This window comes from Saccharopolyspora sp. NPDC003752 (genome assembly GCF_053605825.1).
The window spans coordinates 1-23,150 of record NZ_JBSGJZ010000037.1 but is presented as its reverse complement, the minus strand read 5'-3'; the positions used below and the strand labels follow the sequence as shown (position 1 = coordinate 23,150).

Sequence of the window (23,150 nt, the reverse complement as noted above, 5' to 3'; positions counted from 1 at the left end):
GCCGTGGGAGGGCGTTGACGTTCCTGGTCTTGGTGAGCCGGAAGGCGTCGCGGACATGCCGGAAGGCAAGCCGCAAGACTGGGCCGCAGAGCCTGGCCTGAACGCTCCGGCGCTGCCCGGCGTGCCGATGGCGCCGCCGATGCCCCCACCCGCCGGCGCGGGCAACGGCCTCGCGGAAGACGCGGACGCGTCGGGGCTCCTCGGCGGTGAGCATGCGGCATGGGAAGGTGTGCCCGCTCCCGGTCTGAACGACCTGTCCGGAGTGGACGGGCCTTCCTCGGCGCCAAAAGCATCGGCGGTCGACCACGCCGACGGCGCGGGCATTCCCGCTGTGGCGGCGATGCCGCCACTTCCTCCCACGCCTCTGGCCGTGGGCATCGGACCTGTGCGACCGGAAGCCACCAGCGTGCGGGCCGAGGCCGAGACGGCGGCGTGGGAAAGAACGCAGGCGCCTGCACCGGTCGACAGCGGCGACGACGACCGGGAGGGTGCGGCCGGGGGTGTGCTCCTCACAGCCGACCAGCAGGTCGTCGCGCCGCTGGAGGAGCGGGTCGCGGTGGTGCGGCCCGCCGACGAGGAAGAGGACTTCGGCGCGTGGGATGTCGCAGCGGGCAGCGGCAGCGGTCTGCTGTGGGCCGCGTGGCCGGCTGGTCAGCCGCGGGAGAAAGACAGGAAAGATCCGCACACCCCGGACTTCGCACTGCGCGAGATCACGCCTTGGGAACACACCTCCAACCACACGGCCGCGCGTCCGGTGGCGGCCATCAATGTCGCGGCCGCACCTCGGTTCGTCGACGGTGCGGAGTTCCTGCCGCGGACGGACCATTTCCCGGCCGACGAGCCCATGTGCGGCGATGCCGAGGATGTGGAGGACCACGAGGCCCAGGCCAGGCGGGCACTGGAGGAAGTGCACCAGGCGGCCGAGGAGACCCAGGAGGAAGCGGAGAAGGAGCGCACGTCGGCTGACCTGCTCAAGCAGGACGACAAGGCATGGGCGGCGACGGCCGAGCCGAAGCGGCCGGGGGTGATCGAGTGAGTACGGTCACCGTCAAGCGCGGTCCTCGCCTCGCCGGCCCCGAGATGCCGGAGGGAGAGGAGGCGCTGGAGGAGCCTCCGGTGATGCCGGAGCCGGCGACGCGGGACTACAGCTCCGTGCTGATGTTCGTGCCCATGGCGTTGGGTCCCATTGCCATGATCCTCGTCTTCTCGTCGATCGGGTCTGGCGGCGGCTCACCGTTGATCTTCATCATGTCCGGCGCCATGGCGATCGGCATGGTCACCATGGCGATCAGCCAGCTGATGCGCAACGCCGGTGACCGCAAGCGCAAGCTCAACTCCGAGCGCCGGGATTACCTGCGCTACATCTCGCAGTTGCGCCGGCGTGCCAGGCAGACCAGCGATGAGCAGCGCGTGGCCGTCGCTTGGAACAACCCGGACCCCACGTGGCTGTGGTCACTGGCGAGCGGGCCCCGGTTGTGGGAGCGGCGTGGCAGCCACGACGACTTCGCGCGAGTGCGCATCGGGCTTGGCGTCCAGCAGGCGGCGATGGAGTTCACGCCGCCGGCCACCAAGCCGATCGAGGATTTGGAGCCGTTGTCGGCGATCTCGCTGCGCCGGTTCAGCGAGACCTACCGGACGGTGACCGGCATCCCGATCTCGGTGGGACTGCGCAGCTTCACCAGCGTCGAATTCGAAGGCGACCCGGACGCCGCGGCCGGGCTGGTGCGCGCGGTGATCGGGCAGCTCGTCACCTTCCACGCTCCGGACGAGCTGCGGATCGCGGTGCTCACCGCACCGCAGAACCAGGCTGACTGGGACTGGGTCAAGTGGCTGCCGCATACCGCGCATCCGACGGCCCGTGACGGGGCCGGGCCGCTGCGGATGCTGACCTGCGACCACGATGAGCTGATCGAGCTGCTCGGCTCCGAGGTCACCGACCGCGGTGATCACGACAAGGGCGTGCTGCCCGGTGTGGCGGAGCCGTTCATCGTCGTCGTCGCCCACCTCGCGACCATCCCGGAGCACTCGCCGCTGTTCGGGCCAGGTCTGCGCAACACCATTCTCCTCGACGCCACCGGTGCTCTACCCGGTGGTGCGAAGGTGCTTCGGCTCACCTGCCGTGACGGTGACGTGACCTATCCGGTCGGGGACGAGACCGGAACGGCCACCTGCGACACGCTCGGCGTGCCGCAGGCGGATGCGCTGGCCCGGGTGCTCGCGCCCAAGCGCACCAGCGGAACCGTTGATGTCGTCGACCGCCCCTTTGACAGCGACTTCGAGCTGACCACGCTGCTGGGCATCCGCGACGTGCACACGTTCGACATCAATGCTCAGTGGCGGCACAAGGCCCCGCAGCGCGCCAGGTTCCAGGTGCCGATCGGGGTCACCGAGGACGGCGAGGTCGTCGAGATCGACCTCAAGGAGTCGGCACAGGGCGGTATGGGCCCGCACGGCATGCTGATCGGCGCCACCGGCTCCGGCAAGAGCGAGCTGCTACGCACGCTGGTGTGCAGCCTCGCCGCCACCCACTCCTCGGAGATTCTCAACTTCGTCCTGGTGGACTTCAAGGGTGGCGCGACGTTCCTGGGCATGGACAAGCTGCCGCACACCTCGGCGGTGATCACGAACTTGGCCGATGAGCTGCCGCTGGTCGACCGCATGCAGGACGCGCTCAACGGTGAGATGACGCGACGTCAGGAGATCCTGCGAGAGAGCGGCTACTCCTCGCTGTTCGAGTACGAGAAGGCCCGCACCACCGGCGGCCAGCTCCGGCCGCTGCCGACGCTGCTCGTCATCGTCGACGAGTTCTCCGAGCTGCTCAGCGCCAAGCCGCAGTTCATGGAGCTGTTCGTCAGCATCGGCCGCCTCGGCCGAAGCCTGGGCGTGCATCTGCTGCTCGCGTCGCAGCGTCTCGACGAGGGCCGGATCCACCGGGTCGAGGGCCACCTGTCCTACCGCATCGCGCTGCGGACGTTCTCCTCGATGGAGTCCCGCAGCGTCATCGGTGTCGCAGATGCCTACGAGCTGCCTTCCGGGCCTGGAAACGGTTACCTCAAGATCGACACCTCGACGCTGGTCCGCTTCAAGGGCGCCTATGTCTCAGGCCCATGCCTGACGACCGCCCCTGCGGCCGGGCCGATCAGCGAGGAAGACATCGCGGCGGGCGAGGTCGTCCCCTTCTACACCCAGCCGAACCCCCGGACGCATGAGATGCGCCAGATCGAGGCCATGGAAGAGGAGGAAAAACCGCAAGAAGAAGAGGAGAAGTCCCAGGGATCCGCCAACGACGACGCGCCGAGCCTCGCCGAGGTCCTCATCGGACGGCTCGAGGGAGCCGGACCCGCCGCCCGCCAGGTGTGGCTGCCGCCGCTCGCGGCGTCGCCGAGCCTCGACTCGCTCCTGCCGAGCGTCCTGCCGAACCCTCAGCTCGGCATGATCGTCGATGACCCGGTCGCGCGTGGCCGCATGCGCGTCCCCGTCGGCCTCGTCGACCTGCCGTACGAGCAGATGCGCGAGCTGCTGATCGCCGACCTGTCCGGCGCGGACGGCCACGTCGGCGTCGTCGGCGCCCCGATGACTGGGAAGTCGACGCTGCTGCGCACTCTGATGCTCGGCCTCGCGCTGACCCACACCCCGGAAGAAGTTCAGTTCTACGGCCTGGATTTCGGCGGCGGTGGCATCATGTCCGTCAGCGGTCTGCCGCACGTGGGCTCTGTCGCGACCCGCATGGAGCGCGACCGCGTTGTCCGTACGCTGGAAGAAGTCGTGCAGGTCCTGGAGATGCGCGAGGCGGCATTCGCCGAGCACGGCTTCGAGTCCATGGCCGATTACCGCGCCGCGCGACGTGAGGGCCGGATCGAGGACCCGCACGGTGAGGTGTTCCTGATCATCGACGGCTGGTTCACCCTCCGCCAGGACTTCGGCGACCTCGAGACGAAGCTGACGGAGATCGCCGCTCGTGGCCTCTCCTTCGGCATCCACCTCGTGGTGTCGTCGACGCGCTGGTCGGAGATCCGGCCGTGGCTTCGGGACGTTCTCGGCACCCGGTTCGAGCTGCGGCTCGGCGACACAATGGAGTCTGAGGTGCAGAGCCGCAAGGCGGCCACTGTGCCGAATCAGCCGGGCCGCGGTCTCACCAGCTCCGGCTTCCACTTCCTGGCCGCGCTGCCCCGGCTCGACGGCTCGTCGGCGACCGAGGACCTGGCCGCCGCGACCAAGTCGATCGTCGAGGAGATCCGCACGTTCTGGCCGGGCCGTAGCGCTCCTGGCGTCCGGTTGCTGCCGACCAAGCTCCCGGTGGTCGACTTGCCGCGCCCCGAGGGCGACCTGCGGATCTGCCTCGGCCAGGACGAGCAGCGCCTCAAGCCGGTGTGGCACGACTTCAACGCGGTACCGCACCTGTTCATGATGGGTGACGCGCAGACCGGCAAGACCAACGCGCTGCGGCTGGTGCTGCGGTCGATCGTCGCTGCGTACCAGCCGGGCGAGGCGAAGATACTGGTCGCGGACTCCCGCCGCGACCTCGACGGCATGGTGCCGGAGGAGTACCGCATCGGCCAGGTGGTCGGCGCGGACGCACTGACGGACCTCGCCACCAAGGCGGCGGTCTCACTGCACAAACGGGTCCCCGGCGTGGACATCTCTTCGGAGCGCCTGCGCCGCCGCGACTGGTGGGAAGGTCCGCAGCTGTTCGTCGTCGTCGACGATTACGAACTGTTCTCCAGCGGCATGGGGATGGGCACTCCACTGGACACGCTGCTGCCGTTGCTGGCGCAGGGCGTCCACATCGGATTCCACCTGATCCTCGCGCGCAGCAGTGCAAACGCGTTGCGGGGCATGATGGACCCGGTCATGCGGCGGCTGTGGGAGCTCGGCACCCCGGCACTGCTGTTCTCCTACCCCAAGGAGGAGGGCAAGTTCCTCGGTGAGGCCGCACCCCGCACCCTGACACCCGGCCGCGCCCAGCTGGTGACCCGGCGTGGCGTGAAGTTGATCCAGACCGGCTTCGTACCGGTGGAAAGCTCGCAGAACGAGGACGCGATGATCGGCGGAGCGTTCTCGAGGAACGAGGACATGTGACCGCGACCCCCGAACTGTGCCGCATCACGGTGCTCGGCCCCAGCGGGCGGGCCGACCTGGCCGTGCCCGTCTCGACCACTGTGGCGGTGCTCCTGCCGACACTCGTGCGCCACGTCGTGCGCGACCAGGACCGGCCGCGCGACCAGGAGGAGTACGGCTCCTGGGTGTTGCAGCGCCTCGGCGACGCCCCATTCGACCTGGGCGGCACGCCGGAGACGCTCGACTGGCTCGACGGCGAGCAGTTTTACCTGTCCCCCGCCGAGAGCCCGTTGCCCGAGCTGGATTTCGACGATGTCGCCGAAGGCATGGCGACTGCGGTCAACCGCCAGGGCAACCGGTGGAACGAGGCGGTCAACCGCCAGCTGTTCCTCAGTCTGACCGGTGTCGCGTTCGCCGCGATCGCAGTGTCGCTGTTCGGCAACTCGAGCGCGCTCGTCGCCTTGATCACCGCCGGTGTGCTGGCCCTGGTCCTCTGCGTCGCCTCAGTGCTGGTCGCGCGGACTCTCGCGGACCGCGGTCTCGCCGCGGTCGTCGGTGTCGCCGGCTGCGTGTTCGCCGGGCTCGCCGGCGCGATCGGCGCGGCGGGTGTGGCGGGCGCGCTGGAGACGGCCCCGGTCGCCGTCCTGATCGGCGGCCTGTCGATGGGGTTCACGTCGGGCGCGCTGCTCGTGGTGCAGCGCCTGCTCGCACGGGATCTGCCGATCGTGCCTTTCGGGTGCACAGCGGTCACCGGCTTCGGCGCCGTGATCGCGATGTGGCTGCACCTCGGCTTGGGGCTGACCGCACTGCAGACCTCCACTCTCGTGATGGTCATTTTCTTCCTGCTGTTGTTGTTCGGGCCAAAGCTCGCGACGCGCGCCGCCCGGCTGCGCGGCCCGCAGCTGCCACGCACCGCCGACGAAATGAAGATCGACATTGAGCCGATGCCCGCAGCGCAGGTGGTCGAGCAGACCGGCAACGCCGACCGCTACCTCAGCGTGCTCACCATCGGCTCCTCGGTCGTCTTCGTGCCCGCCTTCTGGTATTTGGTCCAGCGGCCCGAATGGCTCAACTACACGCTCACCGGCCTGTTGGCGGCAGTGATACTGCTGCGGTCACGGGAGTTTCTGAACATCGGCCAGCGGACGTCGCTCGCGCTGGTCGGCGCCTGGGGCGTGCTGCTCTTGGTGATCAGCCTGCTCGCCGGGTTGAGCGACGTTTGGCGCGCGGTCGGCACGCTGGTGCTGTTGCTCGGCGCGTTGCTGCTGGTGGCGGCGGCGCTGCGGCCCGCTCACCGCCGGGTGCTGCCGATCTGGCCACACATGGCCGATGTGCTGGAGAACCTCGGCTGTCTCGCGCTGGTGCCGTTCGTGTTGCACGCGCTCGGTGTCTTCGCCTGGGCTCGTGGCCTGGCCGGGTGATGCCAGATGCAGACCAAGAAAGACCATGTCCACGCGTACCAGACGCTTGTCGGCAGGATGAGCGCCGCATTGCTGCTGGGTGACACCAACTACAGCGAGACCCCGGCGCGCCGCGCGCTGATGGGCCTGGTGTTCGGGTTGGTGCTCGGCCTGCTGGTGGGTGTGGGGTTCTGGGTTTACGGGTTGATCAACCCCGGCGGCAACATGGCGTGGCAGAAGCCGAACGTCATCCTGGTGGAAAAGGAGAGCGGCGCACGATTCGTCTACCAGCGCGGCCTGCTGGTTCCGGTCGTCAATCACGCTTCGGCGCTGCTGCTGCAGGGCGCGGGCGCGAAGGTCGAGACCATTTCGCGTGCGTCGCTGAGCGAGCTGGAGCGCGGCGTCCCGATCGGTATCCAGAACGCGCCCGACCCAGTTCCTGCGGCGGGTGCGCTGGTGAACACCTCGTGGCTGCTCTGCCTGCCGCGCACCGGCGGCGTCGACGTGCAGGGCGCGGGTCTGATGAGCATGAACCTCAACCCCGACGCCATTAGCACCCCGATCGGTGAGCACGAGTACATGTGGGTCGGCTCGACCTCCGGCGACCAGTACTTGGTTTGGTCGCATCGCAAGCTGAAGCTCGCGGGCCCCGCGGTCGCCGTTGCGCTTGGTCTCGGCACCGCGGCGCCGCCGACGGCGCCTCCCGCGTGGCTGGCCGCGCTGCCGGACGGGCCCGAGCTGGCGCCGGCCGTGATTCCTGACGCGGGCAGGAAGAGCATCGAGATCGCCGGGTCGCAGCAGCCGGTTGGGACGGTGTTTCGCCAGTCGGCGGGCAACGGCACGCATAACTACACCGTGCTGCGCACCGACGGACTGGCCCCGATCTCGCGCACCGAGGCAGCGCTGCTCGAGACCTCCAGCGGGCGGGCCGCGGTCGACATCGGCGCTTCGGCGGTCGCCGGTGCGCCGCGCTCCGCGGACACCTCGCTCATGCAGCGGATCCCCGACCTGCTGACCGCGACGTCCGTGCCGACGGGCGAGAAAGCGTTCTGCCTCCGGCAGGAGACCAACAACACGAACATCATCAGTGTGCCGGTCCTGGCGGAGCGCGATGACGCCTGGATCGGAATGAACGCCCAAGTCGGCGCGTACCTGAAACCAGGAACGGGGATGCTCGCCGCCTCCGTTCCAGCGCCCCCCGGTGCGGGAGCCAAGCCGGACCGGTTCCTGATCACCGACCGCGGGTTCAAATACCAGCTCACTGATGACCAGACCATCTCGGCACTCGGTTTCGGCGGCATGCAACCCCGTCCGGTGGCGGCCGAGGTGCTGGCGCAGATCCCGAGTGGCCCGGCACTGAGCCGGGCTGCGGTGGGCGTATTCGAGAAAGGACGTGGCTGAATGAGCCCGCTGACCAAGCGCCGTGACGACGCCGCTGATCGGAGCATGATCGGCCACACGATCGGTAACGCGCTCGTCGTGCGCCCGCGCCACGTGCTCAGCGACGAGATCCGCGACCTGGCGCTGGGCCTCGCGGCGGATCCCGACCACGAGCTCGTGGTGGTCGACCTGCCGGCGGACAGCTCGTTCGCGGTGTGGGAGTCGGCGGCGAAGCTGCTGCCCCGCAAGCGGCGCGGTGTACGGCTGGTCATCGGCGGTCGGTCCCGAGAGACCACCGCGCTCGCCGGGCAGTGGCTGTCCGAGCGCCTGAACAGCCCCGTCATCGCCCCCGACGGCTCCGTGATGCGGAGCGTCGGCGGCTCGCTGTTCGTCGACGCGGGCTGGGGCACCGGCTGGGTACGCTTCCAGCCGGGCAAGCAGCCGAAACCGGACGGCAAGCGGTTTCCCCGTCCTGCCTGGGAGACGGCGGCCTGTCTGGTCGAGATGATGCCCACCAGCGCGGGCAGCGTCGCCGAACCGCTGCCTGGCGGCGTGTGGCTGCGCCCGCGAGGCCCGGAGAGCGCGCTGCGCCCCCACCGCAAGCGGCTGATCGAGACCTTGCCGTGCCAACCCGACGTGTGCGCCGTCGTGCTCGGATGCCCCGGAGCGCCGCCGATCACCATCCACGACATCACCCGCTTCTGGAGCTGGCTGCCCGACGAGCTGCGACCGCAGCTGCGCCTGGTGAGGTTCGGCCCGCTCACAGTGCCCGGCAACATGTCCTACTACCAGAGCATCGCCGACGCGCTGGGCGCGCAGATCACCTGTTACACCGGCATTCCGGTCGGCTCGCGCACCGAACCGGAGATCTACACGCTGCGGACGGACGGCACGCTCGGCTGGCGGGCGTGCGCGGAGGAGATGACCTACACCCCGGTTGTGGCGGGCGGGCCCGCGATGCCGCCGGTGTTGAAGAGCTACCGCGCCCCTGTATTCGGCGTGAAGGAGATCGCGCCGGCCGTCTACCAGTACGCGCCTGATGTCGTGCTGGAGGTTGTGCAGTCCGGCCTGTGGCTGCGCCCGCCCTACGAGCTGCCGCACGCACCGGCGATCCGTTCGGTCGAACCGGACGCCGAGCGACATCTGGTGCTGTTCGAGGATGACCACGGCGATGCTTCCGCACGGCTGCGCGAGCTTGCCGAGGACGTGCTCGGGTGCCTCGTTCCCGCGACCCGCCACCTGAGTGGTCTCGTCCGGGCCGAGTCGGTGGTGCAGCAGCGGATCGAGATCGCCGGCCAGGCGCTGGGCGCGATCGAGGCGTCGCCTACCGCCGTGGCCGTCAGCTCAGGTCCCGCACAGCAGGGCACCGCCGCCCCGGGGGAGCCGCCGGCACGCGACACCGGCCAGGAGACCGACGCGCGGCCGGGTAAGGCTCCGCTCGCGCTCGACACGCCGCTGCGGGTGGACGCGGTGACGACGCGGCTGGAGAGCGTCGCGCCGGAGGCGCTGTCCCCGATGGGGCCTTTGGAGGCGACGTCGATGGTGACCGAGGTGGCCACCCACGTCGCGCCGTCCGTCGGCCCAGTGACGTCGGCCGATGCGACCGCAGTGTCGTCCGCCGTGCAGGCCCAGGTCGCCAACCTGCCCGTGGTCGACGTCCCCGGTGCGGAGCGGCCGCGGGTGTCACCGGTCCAGGTCACTGAAGCGACTGCGCTGCCTGCACCACATACCGGGCCGCCGTTGTCGGAGGAGGCGAGTGCGTCAATGCCGCCGGCTGGCATCGCGGCCGCCGACGCCCCGGCAGTGGCCGAGCCGGTGGCCGAGACAGCGGCCGTGCAGTCACCGGCCCAATCCGACGCGCGGCAGCAAACCTCTGCGTTCGTCACGATCGTGCAGCCCACGCCGTCGACCGCGGCCGCCGCCCTGGTGCCCAAGCGCGGCCTGGACGAGGAACGCGCCTGGCTGCGCCGCACCCTCAGCCGCGAGTACGCCGCGGAGTCCAACTCGGTCAGTCGCGTGCTGTCCGAGCACCCCGGTTTTCAGGGCGCGCTCGAGCGGTCGTCCGGCGGTGTGCTGAGCGACGCCGTGGCGATCCGGCTCTACCTGTCCGGTGAAGGAGACGGCCTCGACCTGCCGCTGCGGATGGGCGCGGTCGGTCCCCATGTGCCGTTCGCGCGCTGCGTCGTCTCCGGCCTGAGCAGGCTGCCCTCCCACCGCGGCGCCACGGTGTTCGCCACGTCGCCGACCCCGCAGGAGTGGGAGCTGTACCGGAGCCGCAAGTTCTTCACCGAGTGGGGTTTCATCAACGCGCTGAGCGAGCCCTGCGCGAAGCAGCGGCAGACCAACGGTGTGGACGTGCTGTTGTGGTCCATGACGGCGCGCCGCACGAAGCTGCTCGAACCCGAGCTGAACCCGACTGCGGACCGGGTGCTCTTCGTGCCCGGCACCAGCTTCAAGGTCCTCGACCTCACTGAGCCGGCCGAGGGCGTGCGCGGCCAGGTGCTGTTGCGCGAGCTGGCCGCCAATGAGATCGATTCGGCCGGCCGGGTGGACGACAACCGGGCGTCGCTCGACGAGCTGGCGCTCAACTCGCTACGCCGCTGCCTCGACAAGTGGGCCGAGGCCAAGGGCGAGGTGCGCGTCGCTGACGCCGCGGCGCCGCGGTTCAGCCTGCTGCCGGGCCTCGTCCGCACGACATCCGCGCCGGAGGAGGAACGATGAACCGCCAGTTGCTCGTGGTCGCCGCTGACCGGCCCGGCTCATACCCGACGATCAGCGCTGCGCTCAGGGAAGCCAGGGACGGTGCGACGATCAGCGTGCTGCCCGGACGCTACGAGGAGAACCTCGTGGTCAACCGGATGGTCACCGTCACCGCCGAGGAGGGGCCGGGCACGGTCGAGTTGGTCGCCCGCACGGGCAGCGTCGCCATGATCGCTGCGGGCGCCGCACAGTTCTCCGGCCTCGTGCTGACGGGTGCGGACACGAGCGCCGTGGCGCTGGACATCCGCAAGGGCGAGGTCGCACTGGATGACTGCCAAGTGTCGGGCGCGTCCTGGGCGGCCGTGCTCGCCCACGGTCAGGGCTGCGCGGTGCTGCGCGGCTGCACTGTCACCAGCAGTGGCGGCGTCGGCATCGTCGTGACGTCCTCGATGCCGAGCATGGCGGAGAACACCGAGATCGTCGACGCGATGTCCTCGGGTATCGTGGTGACCGAGCAGGGTTCCCTCGAGCTGCGCCGGGTAGCCGTGCGCAAGCCCGGGGGCAACGGCATCTGCATCAACGGCCGCGGCCGCGTGGTGATCGAGGACTGCCAGATCGTCGAGGCGGCGAAGCCCGCGCTCGTGGTCGAACAGGAGGCGAGTGCGGAAGTCCGTGACGTCACAGTCAGCCAGAGCGCGAGCCTCGACCTGTACGTGCGCAGCACCAGCGAGGTCGTGGTCGCCGATTCTGAATTCACCGGAGCGCGCATGCAGTCGGCGCACATCGCTGGCGGGGCCTCACCTCGGCTGCGTGGCTGCCGGTTCGCCTCGGCGGGCAGCAACGCCGTCTACGTCACCGGCGGCTCGTCGCCGCGGTTCGACGACTGCAGGGTCACCGGCAGTCCGATCGGCGTCCTGGTGGACGCGGCGTCCCATCCGGTGTTCGGGACGTTGCTGGTCGAAGGCACGTCGCGCGGCGCGGTGCTGGTCGACGCCGAGTCCTCGGTGGGAGTGAAGGGGCTGCGGGCGGTACCCGAGTCCGGCCCCGCCGTCCTGGTGAAGGGCAGGTCGCGGCTGACGCTCGGCGACGCGGTGATCGAGGTCTCCGACGCTGCCGGCCTGTCGCTCTCGGAGAACTCCCGGGGCGAGCTGACTGACTTGCGCGTCACCGGCCCGGCGGCGCACCTGGTGAGGCTGGAGAGCGGGGCACGCGGTGAGTTCGCGTCCACCCTGCTGCGGGGCGGCGGCTTGCGCGCCGAGGAGGCCAGTCTCTCCATTCGGGACAGCGAGGTTGTCGATGCGCGGGAGGACGGCATCAGCGCGGGCACAGGCAGCGACGTGCACGTGATCCGCTGCCGGCTGCGTTCGGCGAAGCGGCACGGCGTGCACCTGCTCAGTGGGTCGCGCGGCGACGTCCGCGGCTGCGAGGTGACCGGGAGCGCGGGCGACGGCGTCCTTCTTGACACCGAGGAGGCCGTCACCGTCGCGGAGTGCACGGTCACCGGCAGCGGCGGTAGCCCGGTGCGCAAGGCGATCGAGCACGAACGGCTGTCGGTGGCGAGCATCGTCACCGACGAGCCGCAGCCGCAGCAGCGGTCCTCGCAGCTGGCGGACGCGACTTCCCAGCCCGGGCCCGTCTCGGGCGAGGAGCATTGGGACGGCGGTTTCGTCCTCGCAGGCGAGGACCAGCATCCGACGCTCGGTGGTGCGATGGGCGCCGAGCTGGAGGGACCACTCGCCGAGCTGGACTCGCTGATCGGTCTCGACGGTGTGAAGCACGAGGTGCTCGGCCTGATCAACCTGATCAAGATGAGCCAGCGCCGCCAGCAGATGGGTCTGCCGATGCCACCGATGAGCAGGCATTTGGTGTTCGCGGGTCCTCCTGGCACCGGTAAGACAACGGTCGCCCGGCTCTACGGTTCGGTGCTGGCGGAGCTCGGCATTCTCGCCCGTGGTCACATGGTCGAGGTCGCGCGGGCAGACCTGGTCGCCCAGTACATCGGTGCCACGGCCATCAAGACCGCCGAGGTCGTGAACAAGGCCATGGGCGGCGTGCTGTTCATCGACGAGGCGTACACCCTGTCGAGCCAGTCCGGTGGCAACGGTCCCGACTTCGGTCAGGAGGCCATCGACACGCTCATGAAGATGATGGAGGACCACCGTGACGAGATCGTGGTGATCGTCGCGGGCTACTCCGAGCTGATGGAGCAGTTCCTGGCCTCCAACCCCGGTCTGGCATCCCGGTTCTCGAAGACCGTCGAGTTCCCCAACTACAGCGTCGAGGAGCTGGTCACGATCACGACCAACCTCTGCCGCAAGCACTACTACGAGCTGACCGACGATGCGGTCGACGCGCTGACCGACTATTTCGAGCGCGTCCCGAAGAACGACACCTTCGGAAACGGCCGCGTGGCCCGCAAGTTGTTCGAGGCGATGGTCAGCAACCAGGCATCACGTCTCGCGATGCAGCCGCCGTCCAAAGACACCGAGCTGAGCAGGCTCACCGCCCAGGACCTGGCGAGCGAGCTCGTGGCGCTCGGCGAGGTCGCGCCCCGCGCGGCCCTCCCCGACGCAAGCACCGACCCCTCCGCCGCGGTGCAGGCGACGCTGGGCTGGCAGCGGTTCTCGGGGCTGTGCGGACTGGAGAGCGTGCGCGAGGCCGCCGGGCGCACCCTCGTGCGGCTGTGTGGGCTCAAGGCACGCAACAAAGGGCTGGGCAGACAGGCGAACGTCGTGCTGTCCGGCCGGCCGGGCATGGGACGGCGTGCGGTCGCGTCGCTCTACGCGCAGAGTCTCACCGAGCTCAGGCTGATCAGCAGCGGACATGTGACGCGGCTGTCGATCGGCCGCGATCTGTGTCCGCGCTGGCCGGGGCAGGCGGTGAGCCTGGTGTCGACGGCGTTCGACGAGGCGAGCGGCGGCGTGCTGCTGCTCGATGCGGACGGCGACTGGGCGACCGACTCGGCCGAGCGGCGGACCGAGACGATCGACGCGCTCGGCGAGGCGGTGCGGCGCAACCCGGCAGGCCCGGTCGTGCTGCTGTCCGGCGAGGCTGTGTCGTTAACCCGGCTCTTCGAGTCCTCCACCGCCTTTGGCGAGTGCTTCGCCGAGCGGTGGGACTTCGCAGAGTACGACGTGGACCAGTTGACTGCGCTCGCGGTGCGGCAGCTCACGCGTTGCGGCCACAAGGTGCCGGAGAACGTGGCGGACGCGTTGCGCGGCCTGCTCTCCGACGGCGGGCACACGGCATGGGATACCCACCGGCTCGCGCAGCGGCTCGCCACCACCGCGGCCTCGCGCACGCTGGCGGAGGCCGACTTGCACGCCATCACCATGTCCGCGCTGCCGTCGTTGGCGCTGGACGAAGGACTCGCGTCGGTCGGCTGATCGGCGGAGTAGGCTGCCCGCGGCCTTGGAGGCGCGATGCCGCGGGTACCTGACCTCAGTGCCCGTCGAGGCTCCATTGCACCTGGCCGGCGTTCGGGAGTTGGTGGCCAACCGCGGCATTCTCATCATTCTCGGCGGCGGCGTGCCGTCGAGAGCACCTGGTTCGTTCAGCAGCGCGAACCGGGCTGAGACAACCACTTGATCACACATCCCGGCTCAAACATGGTCGCTGATAGACGGCGGGTGCATGGCGGCCAAGAAAAAGCTGCGCCAACATCGGCGGCTGGCTCGGGCCGCGAGACGACGACCTGGCCGGGCGGGCTCGCAACCTCGTCACCGAAGGCATGCACGCCCACGGCGCCATGCACATAGGCAGCCTGATCAGCCACTCGGTGCGCGTTGGGGGAGCTGGTGGTGCGCAACTCCCGCAGCGGCGTGGGCATCACGGCGACGGTGAAGACGTTCGGGTGCCGTCCGCCGGCGGCCGCGTCGACCAGGTATCACCGCTTTACGCGGCGGCACGGCACACGGTCCGGGCGGGCCGGGTACACACCGGCCCGCCCGGACCGTCGCCACTTGCCGATTTCGGTGCCCGGCGGCCGGTCCGGCGGTCACGCCGCCGTGCGAACCGCTTTCAGCTGCCAGATCGGGAGCAGCACGCGGCCCTCGCCGTCGGTCGGGAACGCGGTGAGCCCGTCGATGTTGGCCGCATCGCCCAGGACCGCCCGCGCGCTCACTTGAAGCTCCTTCAAGGTGCAAGCGGTCGTGTAGCTAGCGGCTTCGAGCTGCTCGATCGTCCAGTGCGCTCCGAGCGTCTCCCGCAGGCTGGCCTCGCTGACCAGGTGCCGGTCGGGGTAGATGCCCCGCAGCGCGGTCGAGAAGGCGAGCAGGTGTAGCCGCGCGTCCGGCCGGGTCGCCTTCGTGAGCGCGGCGGCGTACTGATGACGCTCGTGCTCTGTCAAGACGTGGTAGAGAGCGCAGTCCAGCACCGTGTCGAAGCATGCCTCGTACCCTTCGAGTTCGAGCGCGTCGGCAAGGTCGAACGTGACATCGACGCCTTTCGCGGCTGCTCTGGCCCGTGCCTGCTCGACCGCTGACGGCGCGCAATCGAGCCCGGTGACGCGCAGCCCGCGCGACGCGAGGAACACGGAGTTGTCGCCGAGCCCGCAACCGATGTCGAGTACGTCGCCGGTGAACTCGCCTGCCTCGGCCAGCTCGACGACCAGGGGTTGCGGTGCGCCGAGGTCCCACGGCATCTTCGGGGCTTTCGGGGTATCGCCGCTGTACAGCTTCTCGAATGAGGCACTGTCGACGCCTGCGGCCGGATTTGACATTTTCGCTCCTCGATGAGGATGTGGCTTGACCAGCACACAAGCCCACCGGGCGATACGACGCCCGTCAACAGGGTTGGTGAACACAGGTGCACAGGGGAAACCGATTCTGCCCTGGAGCGGCTGCTCTCGGTGGATTCGGCACCGAACGTGCCTGATACCGGTCGCGTCCCTGTCTGATGAGGACTTTTCGGCGAGTTGGCGCTCTGGCGCGAGTGTCGTGTGCGGACGCTCCGTGCGAAACGCCGCGAACCACCTGCCGGGCTTGGGCTTTCGCACGCGGTTCAGCGTGAACGCCATGTGCGCGATCGACCACAAGGGCGAGCTGTACTTCACCGCCTACACCGGCGCCGTCGACTTGTTCATCCCCAGGTAACCCGGCGCCAGCAACGCGCCGATCTCCTCCGATACGGACTCGAGCAACGATCCGCCATCACCCATCGGCGTCGGCGTGCGGAGTGACACGACCTCGCGCCCCAGCACGGCCGCTGTGGCGCCGAGGATGAACGACAGCTGGCCGGCCGCTTGGGGCGGACGTTGATGGGAAGCGTGGGCAGCACCGGCGAGCGTGTTCTTCGAGGGCAGTCCACTCTGCACGATGGTACATCCCGCTATCCATTGTGTGCTGAGCGTCATAGCCTTACCGGTGTCGGTTAACGGACTACCGGACTTGCTATTCCGCAGCCGCGCGAAACTGTTCGGTAAACGAGAGGTTGCGGTTCTTGTCCCGGCTGATGATCTCCCGGAATATCTGGGTGATCTATGGTTTGTATTTGGAGGCCGGTATGGTCGAGAAAGAGGTAGCTGGCCTGCGCACGCGGGCCTGCTTGCCCGCCGGCTTCGAAGACCTCGACACCTCACGCTCATCGCACAGCGCGACACGAGTCAAGTATAACGACACGCCCTATAGTCGGAAGATCATTAATATCCGATATTTCCCCATTGTCGATCGTCAAAGGTGTGCGGATCGTCCGCCGTAATGATGCGAGCAAGACCGAAGTTCCGTTGCTCTTGTGTTCAGGTAATGCCGCTGACGCGCTGTTTGAACGATCGGCTGAAAGGTCTCAACGAAATGCATGTCATGTTTGCCGGCGACGATCGAGTTTCCCTGGGGAGTATCGTCGAAGCTGCCGGAGATGGTGTTGAGGTATCCGTCGACAGCACCATCCGCGACCGAGTCGAGGTCGCACGCTCCACGCTGGTGCGGTTCGTTGACGAAGAGCGGGTCATCTACGGAGTGAACACCAGCATGGGAGGGTTCGTCGACTGGCTGGTCCCCACCACATTGGCCACCACGTTGCAAGAGAACCTGATCAATGCGGTGGCGACCAATGTCGGGTCCTATGTGGATGACCACACCACCCGCTCGATCATGCTGTCGCGGATCGTGTCGCTGTCCAGGGGGCACTCGGCGATCTCGATCGAGAACTTCGACAAACTCGTCGCGATCTACAACGCGGGCGTCATACCCTGCATCCCTGAGAAAGGCTCGTTGGGCACCAGCGGTGACCTCGGACCGCTGGCGGCGATAGCGCTGGTGTGCATCGGCCAGGGCAAGGCACGGTTGCACGGCAAGGTCATGGCGGGCGCGGATGTCCTCGCCCAAGTGGGCATCGAGCCGATGCACTTGTCCTACAAGGAAGGCTTGGCGCTGATCAACGGGACATCGGGCATGGTCGGCATGGGTGCCATAGCGGTCGAACGTGCCAGGTACCTGCTGGACACCTACCTGACAGTGTCCGCGCTGTCCATCGAGGGCCTCGCGGGAATGACCAAACCGTTCGACCCGCGCGTGCATCGACTCAAGCCCCATATTGGGCAACAGGAGATCGCCGAGCGTATCTGGTCGTTGCTTGCGGACTCCACGCTGGCCGTCGTCGAGGAGCAGACCGCGCGGACCCTGGCGGGCGAGATGGGCGATGCGGCGAAAGCGGGTTCCCAACCGATCGAGGACGCCTACTCCATCCGGTGCACACCGCAGATCTTGGGTCCAGTGCTGGAAACTCTGCGTTCCGTGACGAGCACCGTGGAGAACGAGCTCAACTCGTCCAACGACAACCCGTTGATCATTCCCAACGAGGACGACGTGTTCCACAACGGACACTTTCACGGGCAGTACGTCGCGATGGCGATGGACCACCTGACGATCGCGATGGCGACTTTGACCAACCTGGCTAACCGCCGGGTCGACCGGTTCCTCGACAAGAGCAACAGCAACGGGCTGCCTTCGTTCCTGTGCAGCGTGGATCCCGGGCTGCGGCTCGGGCTCATGGGCGGTCAGTTCATGACCGCGTCGCTCACCGCGGAGAACCGGTCACTCGCGATGCCGGTCTCGATCCAGTCGCTCACCAGCACCGGCGACTTCCAGGACATCGTGTCATTCGGCTTCGTCGCGGCGCGGCGGGCCACTGAGGTGCTCCGCAACGCGATGTACGTCGTCGCGTTCGAGCTGATCTGTGCTTGTCAGGCCATCGACATCCGAGGTGCTGAGGGCCTCTCGTCCTCAACCCGTCCGCTCTACGAACAGGTTCGCAAGATCGTGCCGTTCCTCGAGCAGGACATATCGATCACCGACTACGTGGAATCCGTCGTCGAAGAAGTCCTGTCGCCTGACTGGGCTCGATCAGGCCAGGTCGACCGGTGACCGCGGTCAGCGAGCTGGTGGGGACGTGGCGGTTGGAGTCCTATCAGGAGTTGGACTCGGCTGGGGAGGTCGTCGACGAGCCTTTTGGGCGCGCTCCCGTCGGCAAGCTCGTCTACACCGGCGACGGGCACATGTCGGTGATCCTGATGCGCGCTGAGCAGGCAGCGCTGGGAGTTCCCTTTCCTCGATATGCCACGATTAAACAGAAAACGTCGACTGTAGACGGTTGCCTCGGGTACAGCGGCACGTACCGCATCGAGGATAAAGTAATCGTACATCACGTCGAAGTCAGCTCGTTTCCCGACTGGGTGGGGCTGGAGCAGTGCCGAGTGATGGAACTCGACCACGGCAAACTGGTTCTGAGGTCGCCGCCGTACATGTGGTGTGGGGTAGTCAGGACACCGGTACTGACGTGGTTCCATTACTAATGACGTGAGGGGTGGACGCCGCCATGGCGAGCACCGTTGGATCAACTATTCGTAACGAGTCCTCATATGCAAGCCTGCTGGATGACTACCGCGCCCGGACATCGTTGTCCGCAGCTGCGTGGCAGCGCGGAAAGCTGGTACTGCCAGGCGGTGAGACCAGGACCGTCACCACGTACTTCCCGTATCCGACGTTGATCGGAAAGGGGCAAGGGGCGTACTTGACCGATCTCGACGGCAACCACTACGTCGATCTCGTCAACAACTACACCTCTCTCGTCCACGGGAGTGCGTACGGCCCCGCGACGGAGGCCGCTGTAGCTGTTTTGCGGCGAGGCACGGTTTTCGCCAGTCCACACGAGTCCCAGTTGTACCTCGCGGAAATGCTGACCAGCAGAATCCACACGGTGGAGCTGGTTCGGTTCACGAACTCGGGAACCGAGGCAGCGCAGCTGGCTGCGAGGCTGGCGACACGAGCGACCGGGCGTCACAAGGTACTCGTCTTCGACGGGAGCTATCACGGCAGCGCTCCCGAACTGATGCAAGGTCATCCACAGGTGGTGACGGTGCCGTACAACGACCTCGACGCGGTCGACCAGGCGATGACGAACGAGATCGCCGCGGTGTTCGCCGAGCCGTTCCTCGGAGCTGGTGGGGTGATCCCGTCCGCGCCGGGATTCCTGCGCGGAGTTCAAGACCTGGCGCGCTCGCGCGGAGCGTTGTTCGTCCTGGATGAGGTGCAGTCACTCCGCAACGACGTGGGAGGGGAACAGGCGAAGCTCGGCCTGACACCAGATCTCACGCTCCTCGGCAAGATCATCGGCGGCGGCTTGCCCATCGGCGCTGTCGGCGGAGCGCGGGATCTGCTGCTGTTGACAGCTCCCGGCACTCCCGATCGTCTCACGCACTCGGGGACCTTCAACGGCCACCCAGCCGCGACAGCGGCAGGCGCGATCACGTTGGCACACCTGAATGTGGGGGCCATCGATCGACTGGAGCGGGCGGCGACGACCTTGGCCGCGAGCATCACCAGCAGTGCCGCACAAGCCGGCATGCCGATCGTGATAACTCGCGCGGGTTCCATCCTCAACGTGCACTTCACCGATACGCCTCCTACGTCAGCCGCCCATGTGCGGGAAACGAACACCGACCTGCTGTCCGCTCTGCACCTGGCGTTGCTCAACCTGGGCGTCTACACCACCCCGCGCGGCCTCATCAATCTCTCGACAGCTCTCCGTGCCGAAGACTTGGCCGAGGTCGAGGAGGCATATGCGAAGGCGTTCGAGCGGATTGCCCGCATCAGCGTGAAGCCAGGCCATCTGTCAGGCCAGTGGCCGGTGCCGGCGCCACGTGTCGCGGCCGAACGCGTCGGTGCGACTACGTAGTGCGTTGTTCATAACTCGTGGTTGAGGTGGAGCAGGGGGCAGAGGGCTTGGCGAGGACAGTGAGGGTGACGTGGCGGTGACAGCCGGACTCCACCGGCCGAGGACGAATCCGCTCGATCTCCTTCGGGGCCACGACCGGAGTTAGTCGGAATCCACATTGGATGATCCTACAGACACGCCAAGACATCATAAAGCACTGCTATGAGCCATGGAGGAAAAGTGAAAATGTCCCCCACCGCCGTGACCGAGGAACCTGCCAGTGACAAGGTTGACGTGTCGGTGATTCGCCAGCGCATTGACGAAATCGACCAGAGAATTATGGATTTGATCCACACTCGCAAGGCGATGTCTCAACGAGTGCAGCGCGCGCGCACCGACGCGGGTGGTCAGCGGGTCGAACCCGTCAGGGAAGCCGAGATCATTAAGAACTACTGCGCGCCGTTCGGCGATGCCGGTAGCGCGCTCGCGGCGGCACTGCTGCGGATCTGCCGAGGACAACACGCAACTCTAATGCCAGATGAGGGGGGAAGATGATGAGCTCGCACGTCGTGCTTGATTCGCCGGCAGCGCAGCAACCAGAATGGCCGGACGCGTGTGCACTACGGGACGTGGTGGATGAGCTCGCTGGGCAGCCGCCACTCGTCTCGCCCCGGGATTGCGATCGGCTGCTGGCCAAGCTCGCCTCGGTGGCTGCTGGCGAGGCATTCCTCATCCAAGGTGGGGACTGCGCGGAAACCTTCGCTGAGGCGGTCCCAGCAACCTTCGAGGGGAAGGTACGCGTACTCCGCCAGATGGCGGAGGTGATCGCCGCCAGCATGAGACTGCCGGTGGTGACCATCGGCCGCATCGCGGGCCAGTACGGGAAGCCGCGCTCCTCTGCAACGGAAACCAGGGGCGGGACGGCTCTTCCGAGCTACCGAGGCGACGCCGTGAACGGGATGGAGTTCTCGGCTCAGGAACGCACACCGGACCCCCGTAGACTCCTTCAGGCGTACCGGTCCGCGTCTGACACCCTGATGTGGCTTCGGGATTTCGCGGGCGAGGAGTTCTTCACCAGCCACGAGGCGCTGCTGCTTCCGTACGAAATGGGACTCAGCCGCACTGACTTCCTGACTGGTCGACGATTCGGCTCATCGGGACATATGCTGTGGATCGGGGAGCGGACCAGAAGCCTCGACGGTGCGCATGTCGAGTTCGCCGCTGGGGTTTGCAATCCGATCGGTGTGAAACTCGGCCCGACTGCCTCCCCAGCCGACGTGTTGGCGCTGATCGAAAGGCTGAACCCGGACGATCAACCGGGACGAATCACGCTGATCACTCGAATGAGCGCTGGCAAGATCCGCGAAATTCTCCCGCCGCTCGTGGAAGAGGTCACAGCGAGCGAGGCCGCGGTGACCTGGGTGTGCGATCCCATGCACGGAAACACCTTCTCTTCGCCGAGCGGGTACAAAACCCGTCGTTTCGATGACGTGCTCGACGAGGTCGTGGGCTTTTTCGAAGTCCACCGGGCGCTCGGGACCCACCCAGGAGGCCTGCACCTGGAGCTCACCGGTGAGCCCGTCACCGAATGCGTCGGCGGGAGTCCCTCGGTGACCATGGAAAGTCTGGGCCAGCGGTACGAGACAGCTTGTGACCCGCGTCTGAACCGCGATCAAGCCCTCAATCTCGCGGCAGCGGTGGGCAAGCTGATGCGGTCGTGAGCCGCTCGGAGCAAGTCGCGACCACAATCCGGGTCGCGGCCGAATTCGCGCGGCTGTTGCGCCAACACCGCGACTCTGAACTCGCGGTCTGGGCCGCTGGGGCTGGAGCCACCAGACGCCCCAGTTGCACATGCCGAGCACTTCCAGTGCGGCCTCGCGCGAGTCGACCGGCCGGGTTTGACCGGTGCACACGCTTGCCTCGTTGATGCCGGCGATCGTCTTGAGGACGGCTTGGCGGCCGTCGTTGTCGTAGTCGGCGGTGAACACTCCATGGGCGGCCCGGTCTCGGAGTGCATCAGCAGCCGGAACCTGGGCAGGCTAGGTCGCGCGCCGGCGTCACGGTGATTTCGATGACGCCGCGTAATTTCTGGCAGGGCCGAGAATTTCTGCGCCGTCTGCTCATTCGTGTCGGACCGCGCCCGCGATGATCCCGCCGCGCGTGTCCAGGTCGGTGCAAGGTGGTGGTGGCTGGTGGCGTCTTGGTGGTCGGTAGTCCTCGACGTCATAGGGCGTCTCAATGGGTCACGTGCAAACCTGGGGTGTGGCCGGGGTGTCGCCGGGCAGCTTTGGCTTCACCTAAGGCCCGCATCGGCCCGATTCGTATTGAACGGCGCAGCCGCACCTGGTTTTACTGCTGTCGATGTGTCCGGCTGGGGTGTCAGCCAAATTTCGCTCGATGAAGGAGGGTGTGGATGTCGGGTGCTGAGGAGCTTGAGCAGTTGTTGGCGCAGTACCGGAGGCAGTTCGCCGAGGTGAAGGAAACCCAACGGCGGCTGCGGGAAATCTCCTGCACCGTGACGGCGCCCAGGCGGACTGTGGCAGTGACGGTGGGGCACGGCGGTGTGGTGAAGGACATCGAGTTCCCGACCGGCGCCTACAAGCGCATGGCGCCCGCCGACCTGGCGAGCACGGTACTCAAGGTCATCGCTGACGCCCAGCAGCAGGCTATGCGCGAAGCAGCTGACGTGATGGCGCCGTCGTTGCCGCCTGGGGTGGACGCTCAGAAGCTCTTCTCCGGTGACATCGACATCCAGTCGTTGCTGAAACCGGAGCCGGAGTTGCACGAGGTAACCCGCGACGTGATGAACATCAGGGACTGATGCAGATGACCACGAAGTCTGATCCCGGCTACGACAGTCGCTATGGCAGTGACGATGACAGCTCTCCGCCCAGGAGCCACAGCCCGGCGAACTTCGATCCGGGTCCTCCCCGCATCAGCGTGAACACGCGCAGCATGTTTCGCAGTGCCGCGCATTTCGATGGTGCTGGTGACGACTTCCGCGTCTTCGCGGAAAACCATCAGCCATTGATCGATTACAAGCCTCTTGTCGACGGCAAGCCAGACGACAGTTGGAAGGAGTTCGAGCCGCCCTACACCAAGGCTACCCAAGTTTTCGTGGATTGTGCGTCGGGTCTGGCGAAGGCTGTGGGGCAGCTGGGTAAGAGTCTGCGTCAGTTCGCGGGTTATTGTGTCGCGACTGAGGACAATGCTGAGTATGTCGGCAAGAACGCGCTGAACATGAACGGGGCACCGGACCCGGCCGGCGTTCCTGGTCCCACACGCGAGGGTTATCAGCCGCTGACGCCTATGCGGAGCGGCAAGCCGGGCGCGGCGGAGCCGTTTTCGGGTGAGTTGCCGTCGGATCCGTCGGGGGATCCTGTTTCTGGTAGAAGGCTTTAGGGCCCGGGTTTGTGGTCGATGTACGTCACTGGGGTGCTCTCGGCCTGCGCCTGCGCCTGC

14 protein-coding genes and 1 pseudogene are annotated in these 23,150 nt (G+C 67.4%); 13 read left to right on the top strand and 2 right to left on the bottom strand.

Annotated elements, in window-relative coordinates; translation table 11 throughout:
- The 6 genes and pseudogenes from ACWEV3_RS33895 to ACWEV3_RS33870 form a co-directional block, all read left to right on the top strand.
- Positions 1-1,036: pseudogene (locus ACWEV3_RS33895) on the top strand (hypothetical protein); the annotation flags it as partial.
- Positions 1,033-5,079 (top strand): type VII secretion protein EccCa, encoded by a 4,047-nt coding sequence (gene eccCa, locus ACWEV3_RS33890; RefSeq protein ID WP_452617800.1) that lies wholly within the window; start codon positions 1,033-1,035, stop codon positions 5,077-5,079. The pseudogene ACWEV3_RS33895 and the gene eccCa, both read left to right, overlap by 4 nt.
- Positions 5,076-6,479 carry a type VII secretion integral membrane protein EccD gene (eccD, locus tag ACWEV3_RS33885; RefSeq protein WP_452617799.1) on the top strand — a complete coding sequence of 468 codons (1,404 nt, stop codon included), beginning with the start codon at positions 5,076-5,078 and terminating at the stop codon, positions 6,477-6,479. The genes eccCa and eccD overlap by 4 nt, the downstream gene beginning before the upstream one ends.
- A 6-nt stretch (positions 6,480-6,485) precedes the next feature.
- Positions 6,486-7,859 carry a type VII secretion protein EccB gene (gene eccB, locus ACWEV3_RS33880; RefSeq protein ID WP_452617798.1) on the top strand — a complete coding sequence of 458 codons (1,374 nt, stop codon included), beginning with the start codon at positions 6,486-6,488 and terminating at the stop codon, positions 7,857-7,859.
- On the top strand, positions 7,860-10,559 hold the full coding sequence (locus tag ACWEV3_RS33875; protein ID WP_452617797.1) for a hypothetical protein: 2,700 nt from the start codon (positions 7,860-7,862) through the stop codon (positions 10,557-10,559).
- Positions 10,556-13,924 (top strand): right-handed parallel beta-helix repeat-containing protein, encoded by a 3,369-nt coding sequence (locus tag ACWEV3_RS33870; protein WP_452617796.1) that lies wholly within the window; start codon positions 10,556-10,558, stop codon positions 13,922-13,924. Before ACWEV3_RS33875 ends, ACWEV3_RS33870 begins: the two co-directional genes overlap by 4 nt.
- A gap of 611 nt (positions 13,925-14,535) precedes the next feature.
- On the opposite strand, the gene ACWEV3_RS33865 is transcribed toward ACWEV3_RS33870, so the two are convergent.
- Both ACWEV3_RS33865 and ACWEV3_RS33860 read right to left on the bottom strand, forming a co-directional pair.
- Entirely contained in the window at positions 14,536-15,258 is a 723-nt protein-coding gene (locus ACWEV3_RS33865; RefSeq protein ID WP_452617795.1) for a class I SAM-dependent methyltransferase, read from the bottom strand.
- Positions 15,259-15,594: 336 nt separating this feature from the next.
- A complete protein-coding gene (locus tag ACWEV3_RS33860; protein ID WP_452617794.1) occupies positions 15,595-15,891 on the bottom strand; it encodes a hypothetical protein in 297 nt (98 codons plus the stop codon).
- A 388-nt stretch (positions 15,892-16,279) separates the two neighbouring features.
- On the opposite strand from ACWEV3_RS33860, the gene ACWEV3_RS33855 reads away from it, so the two are divergent.
- From ACWEV3_RS33855 to ACWEV3_RS33825, 7 genes are all read left to right on the top strand, one after another.
- Complete coding sequence (locus ACWEV3_RS33855) at positions 16,280-17,899, top strand: phenylalanine aminomutase (D-beta-phenylalanine forming) (protein WP_452617793.1); 1,620 nt, start codon at positions 16,280-16,282, stop codon at positions 17,897-17,899.
- Positions 17,896-18,327 (top strand): lipocalin-like domain-containing protein, encoded by a 432-nt coding sequence (locus ACWEV3_RS33850; protein WP_452617792.1) that lies wholly within the window; start codon positions 17,896-17,898, stop codon positions 18,325-18,327. The genes ACWEV3_RS33855 and ACWEV3_RS33850 overlap by 4 nt, the downstream gene beginning before the upstream one ends.
- 23 nt (positions 18,328-18,350) lie before the next feature.
- A complete protein-coding gene (locus ACWEV3_RS33845) occupies positions 18,351-19,709 on the top strand; it encodes an aspartate aminotransferase family protein (RefSeq protein WP_452617791.1) in 1,359 nt (452 codons plus the stop codon).
- A 240-nt stretch (positions 19,710-19,949) separates the two neighbouring features.
- Positions 19,950-20,243 (top strand): chorismate mutase, encoded by a 294-nt coding sequence (locus tag ACWEV3_RS33840; protein WP_452617790.1) that lies wholly within the window; start codon positions 19,950-19,952, stop codon positions 20,241-20,243.
- Positions 20,240-21,409: a 3-deoxy-7-phosphoheptulonate synthase class II gene (locus ACWEV3_RS33835; protein WP_452617789.1), complete on the top strand. Its 1,170-nt coding sequence runs from the start codon at positions 20,240-20,242 to the stop codon at positions 21,407-21,409. Before ACWEV3_RS33840 ends, ACWEV3_RS33835 begins: the two co-directional genes overlap by 4 nt.
- Before the next feature lie 692 nt (positions 21,410-22,101).
- Positions 22,102-22,509 (top strand): YbaB/EbfC family nucleoid-associated protein, encoded by a 408-nt coding sequence (locus ACWEV3_RS33830; protein WP_452617788.1) that lies wholly within the window; start codon positions 22,102-22,104, stop codon positions 22,507-22,509.
- A 5-nt stretch (positions 22,510-22,514) separates the two neighbouring features.
- Positions 22,515-23,090 carry a hypothetical protein gene (locus ACWEV3_RS33825; protein ID WP_452617787.1) on the top strand — a complete coding sequence of 192 codons (576 nt, stop codon included), beginning with the start codon at positions 22,515-22,517 and terminating at the stop codon, positions 23,088-23,090.
- Positions 23,091-23,150: the final 60 nt, after the last annotated feature.

Coding starts and splice junctions, on each gene's coding strand:
- eccB (WP_452617798.1), top strand. CDS start 6,486: ATGCAGACCAAGAAAGACCATGTCCACGCGTACCAGACGCTTGTCGGC.
- ACWEV3_RS33875 (WP_452617797.1), top strand. CDS start 7,860: ATGAGCCCGCTGACCAAGCGCCGTGACGACGCCGCTGATCGGAGCATG.
- ACWEV3_RS33870 (WP_452617796.1), top strand. CDS start 10,556: ATGAACCGCCAGTTGCTCGTGGTCGCCGCTGACCGGCCCGGCTCATAC.
- ACWEV3_RS33865 (WP_452617795.1), bottom strand. CDS start 15,258: ATGTCAAATCCGGCCGCAGGCGTCGACAGTGCCTCATTCGAGAAGCTG.
- ACWEV3_RS33860 (WP_452617794.1), bottom strand. CDS start 15,891: ATGACGCTCAGCACACAATGGATAGCGGGATGTACCATCGTGCAGAGT.
- ACWEV3_RS33855 (WP_452617793.1), top strand. CDS start 16,280: ATGCCGCTGACGCGCTGTTTGAACGATCGGCTGAAAGGTCTCAACGAA.
- ACWEV3_RS33845 (WP_452617791.1), top strand. CDS start 18,351: ATGGCGAGCACCGTTGGATCAACTATTCGTAACGAGTCCTCATATGCA.
- ACWEV3_RS33835 (WP_452617789.1), top strand. CDS start 20,240: ATGATGAGCTCGCACGTCGTGCTTGATTCGCCGGCAGCGCAGCAACCA.
- ACWEV3_RS33830 (WP_452617788.1), top strand. CDS start 22,102: ATGTCGGGTGCTGAGGAGCTTGAGCAGTTGTTGGCGCAGTACCGGAGG.
- ACWEV3_RS33825 (WP_452617787.1), top strand. CDS start 22,515: ATGACCACGAAGTCTGATCCCGGCTACGACAGTCGCTATGGCAGTGAC.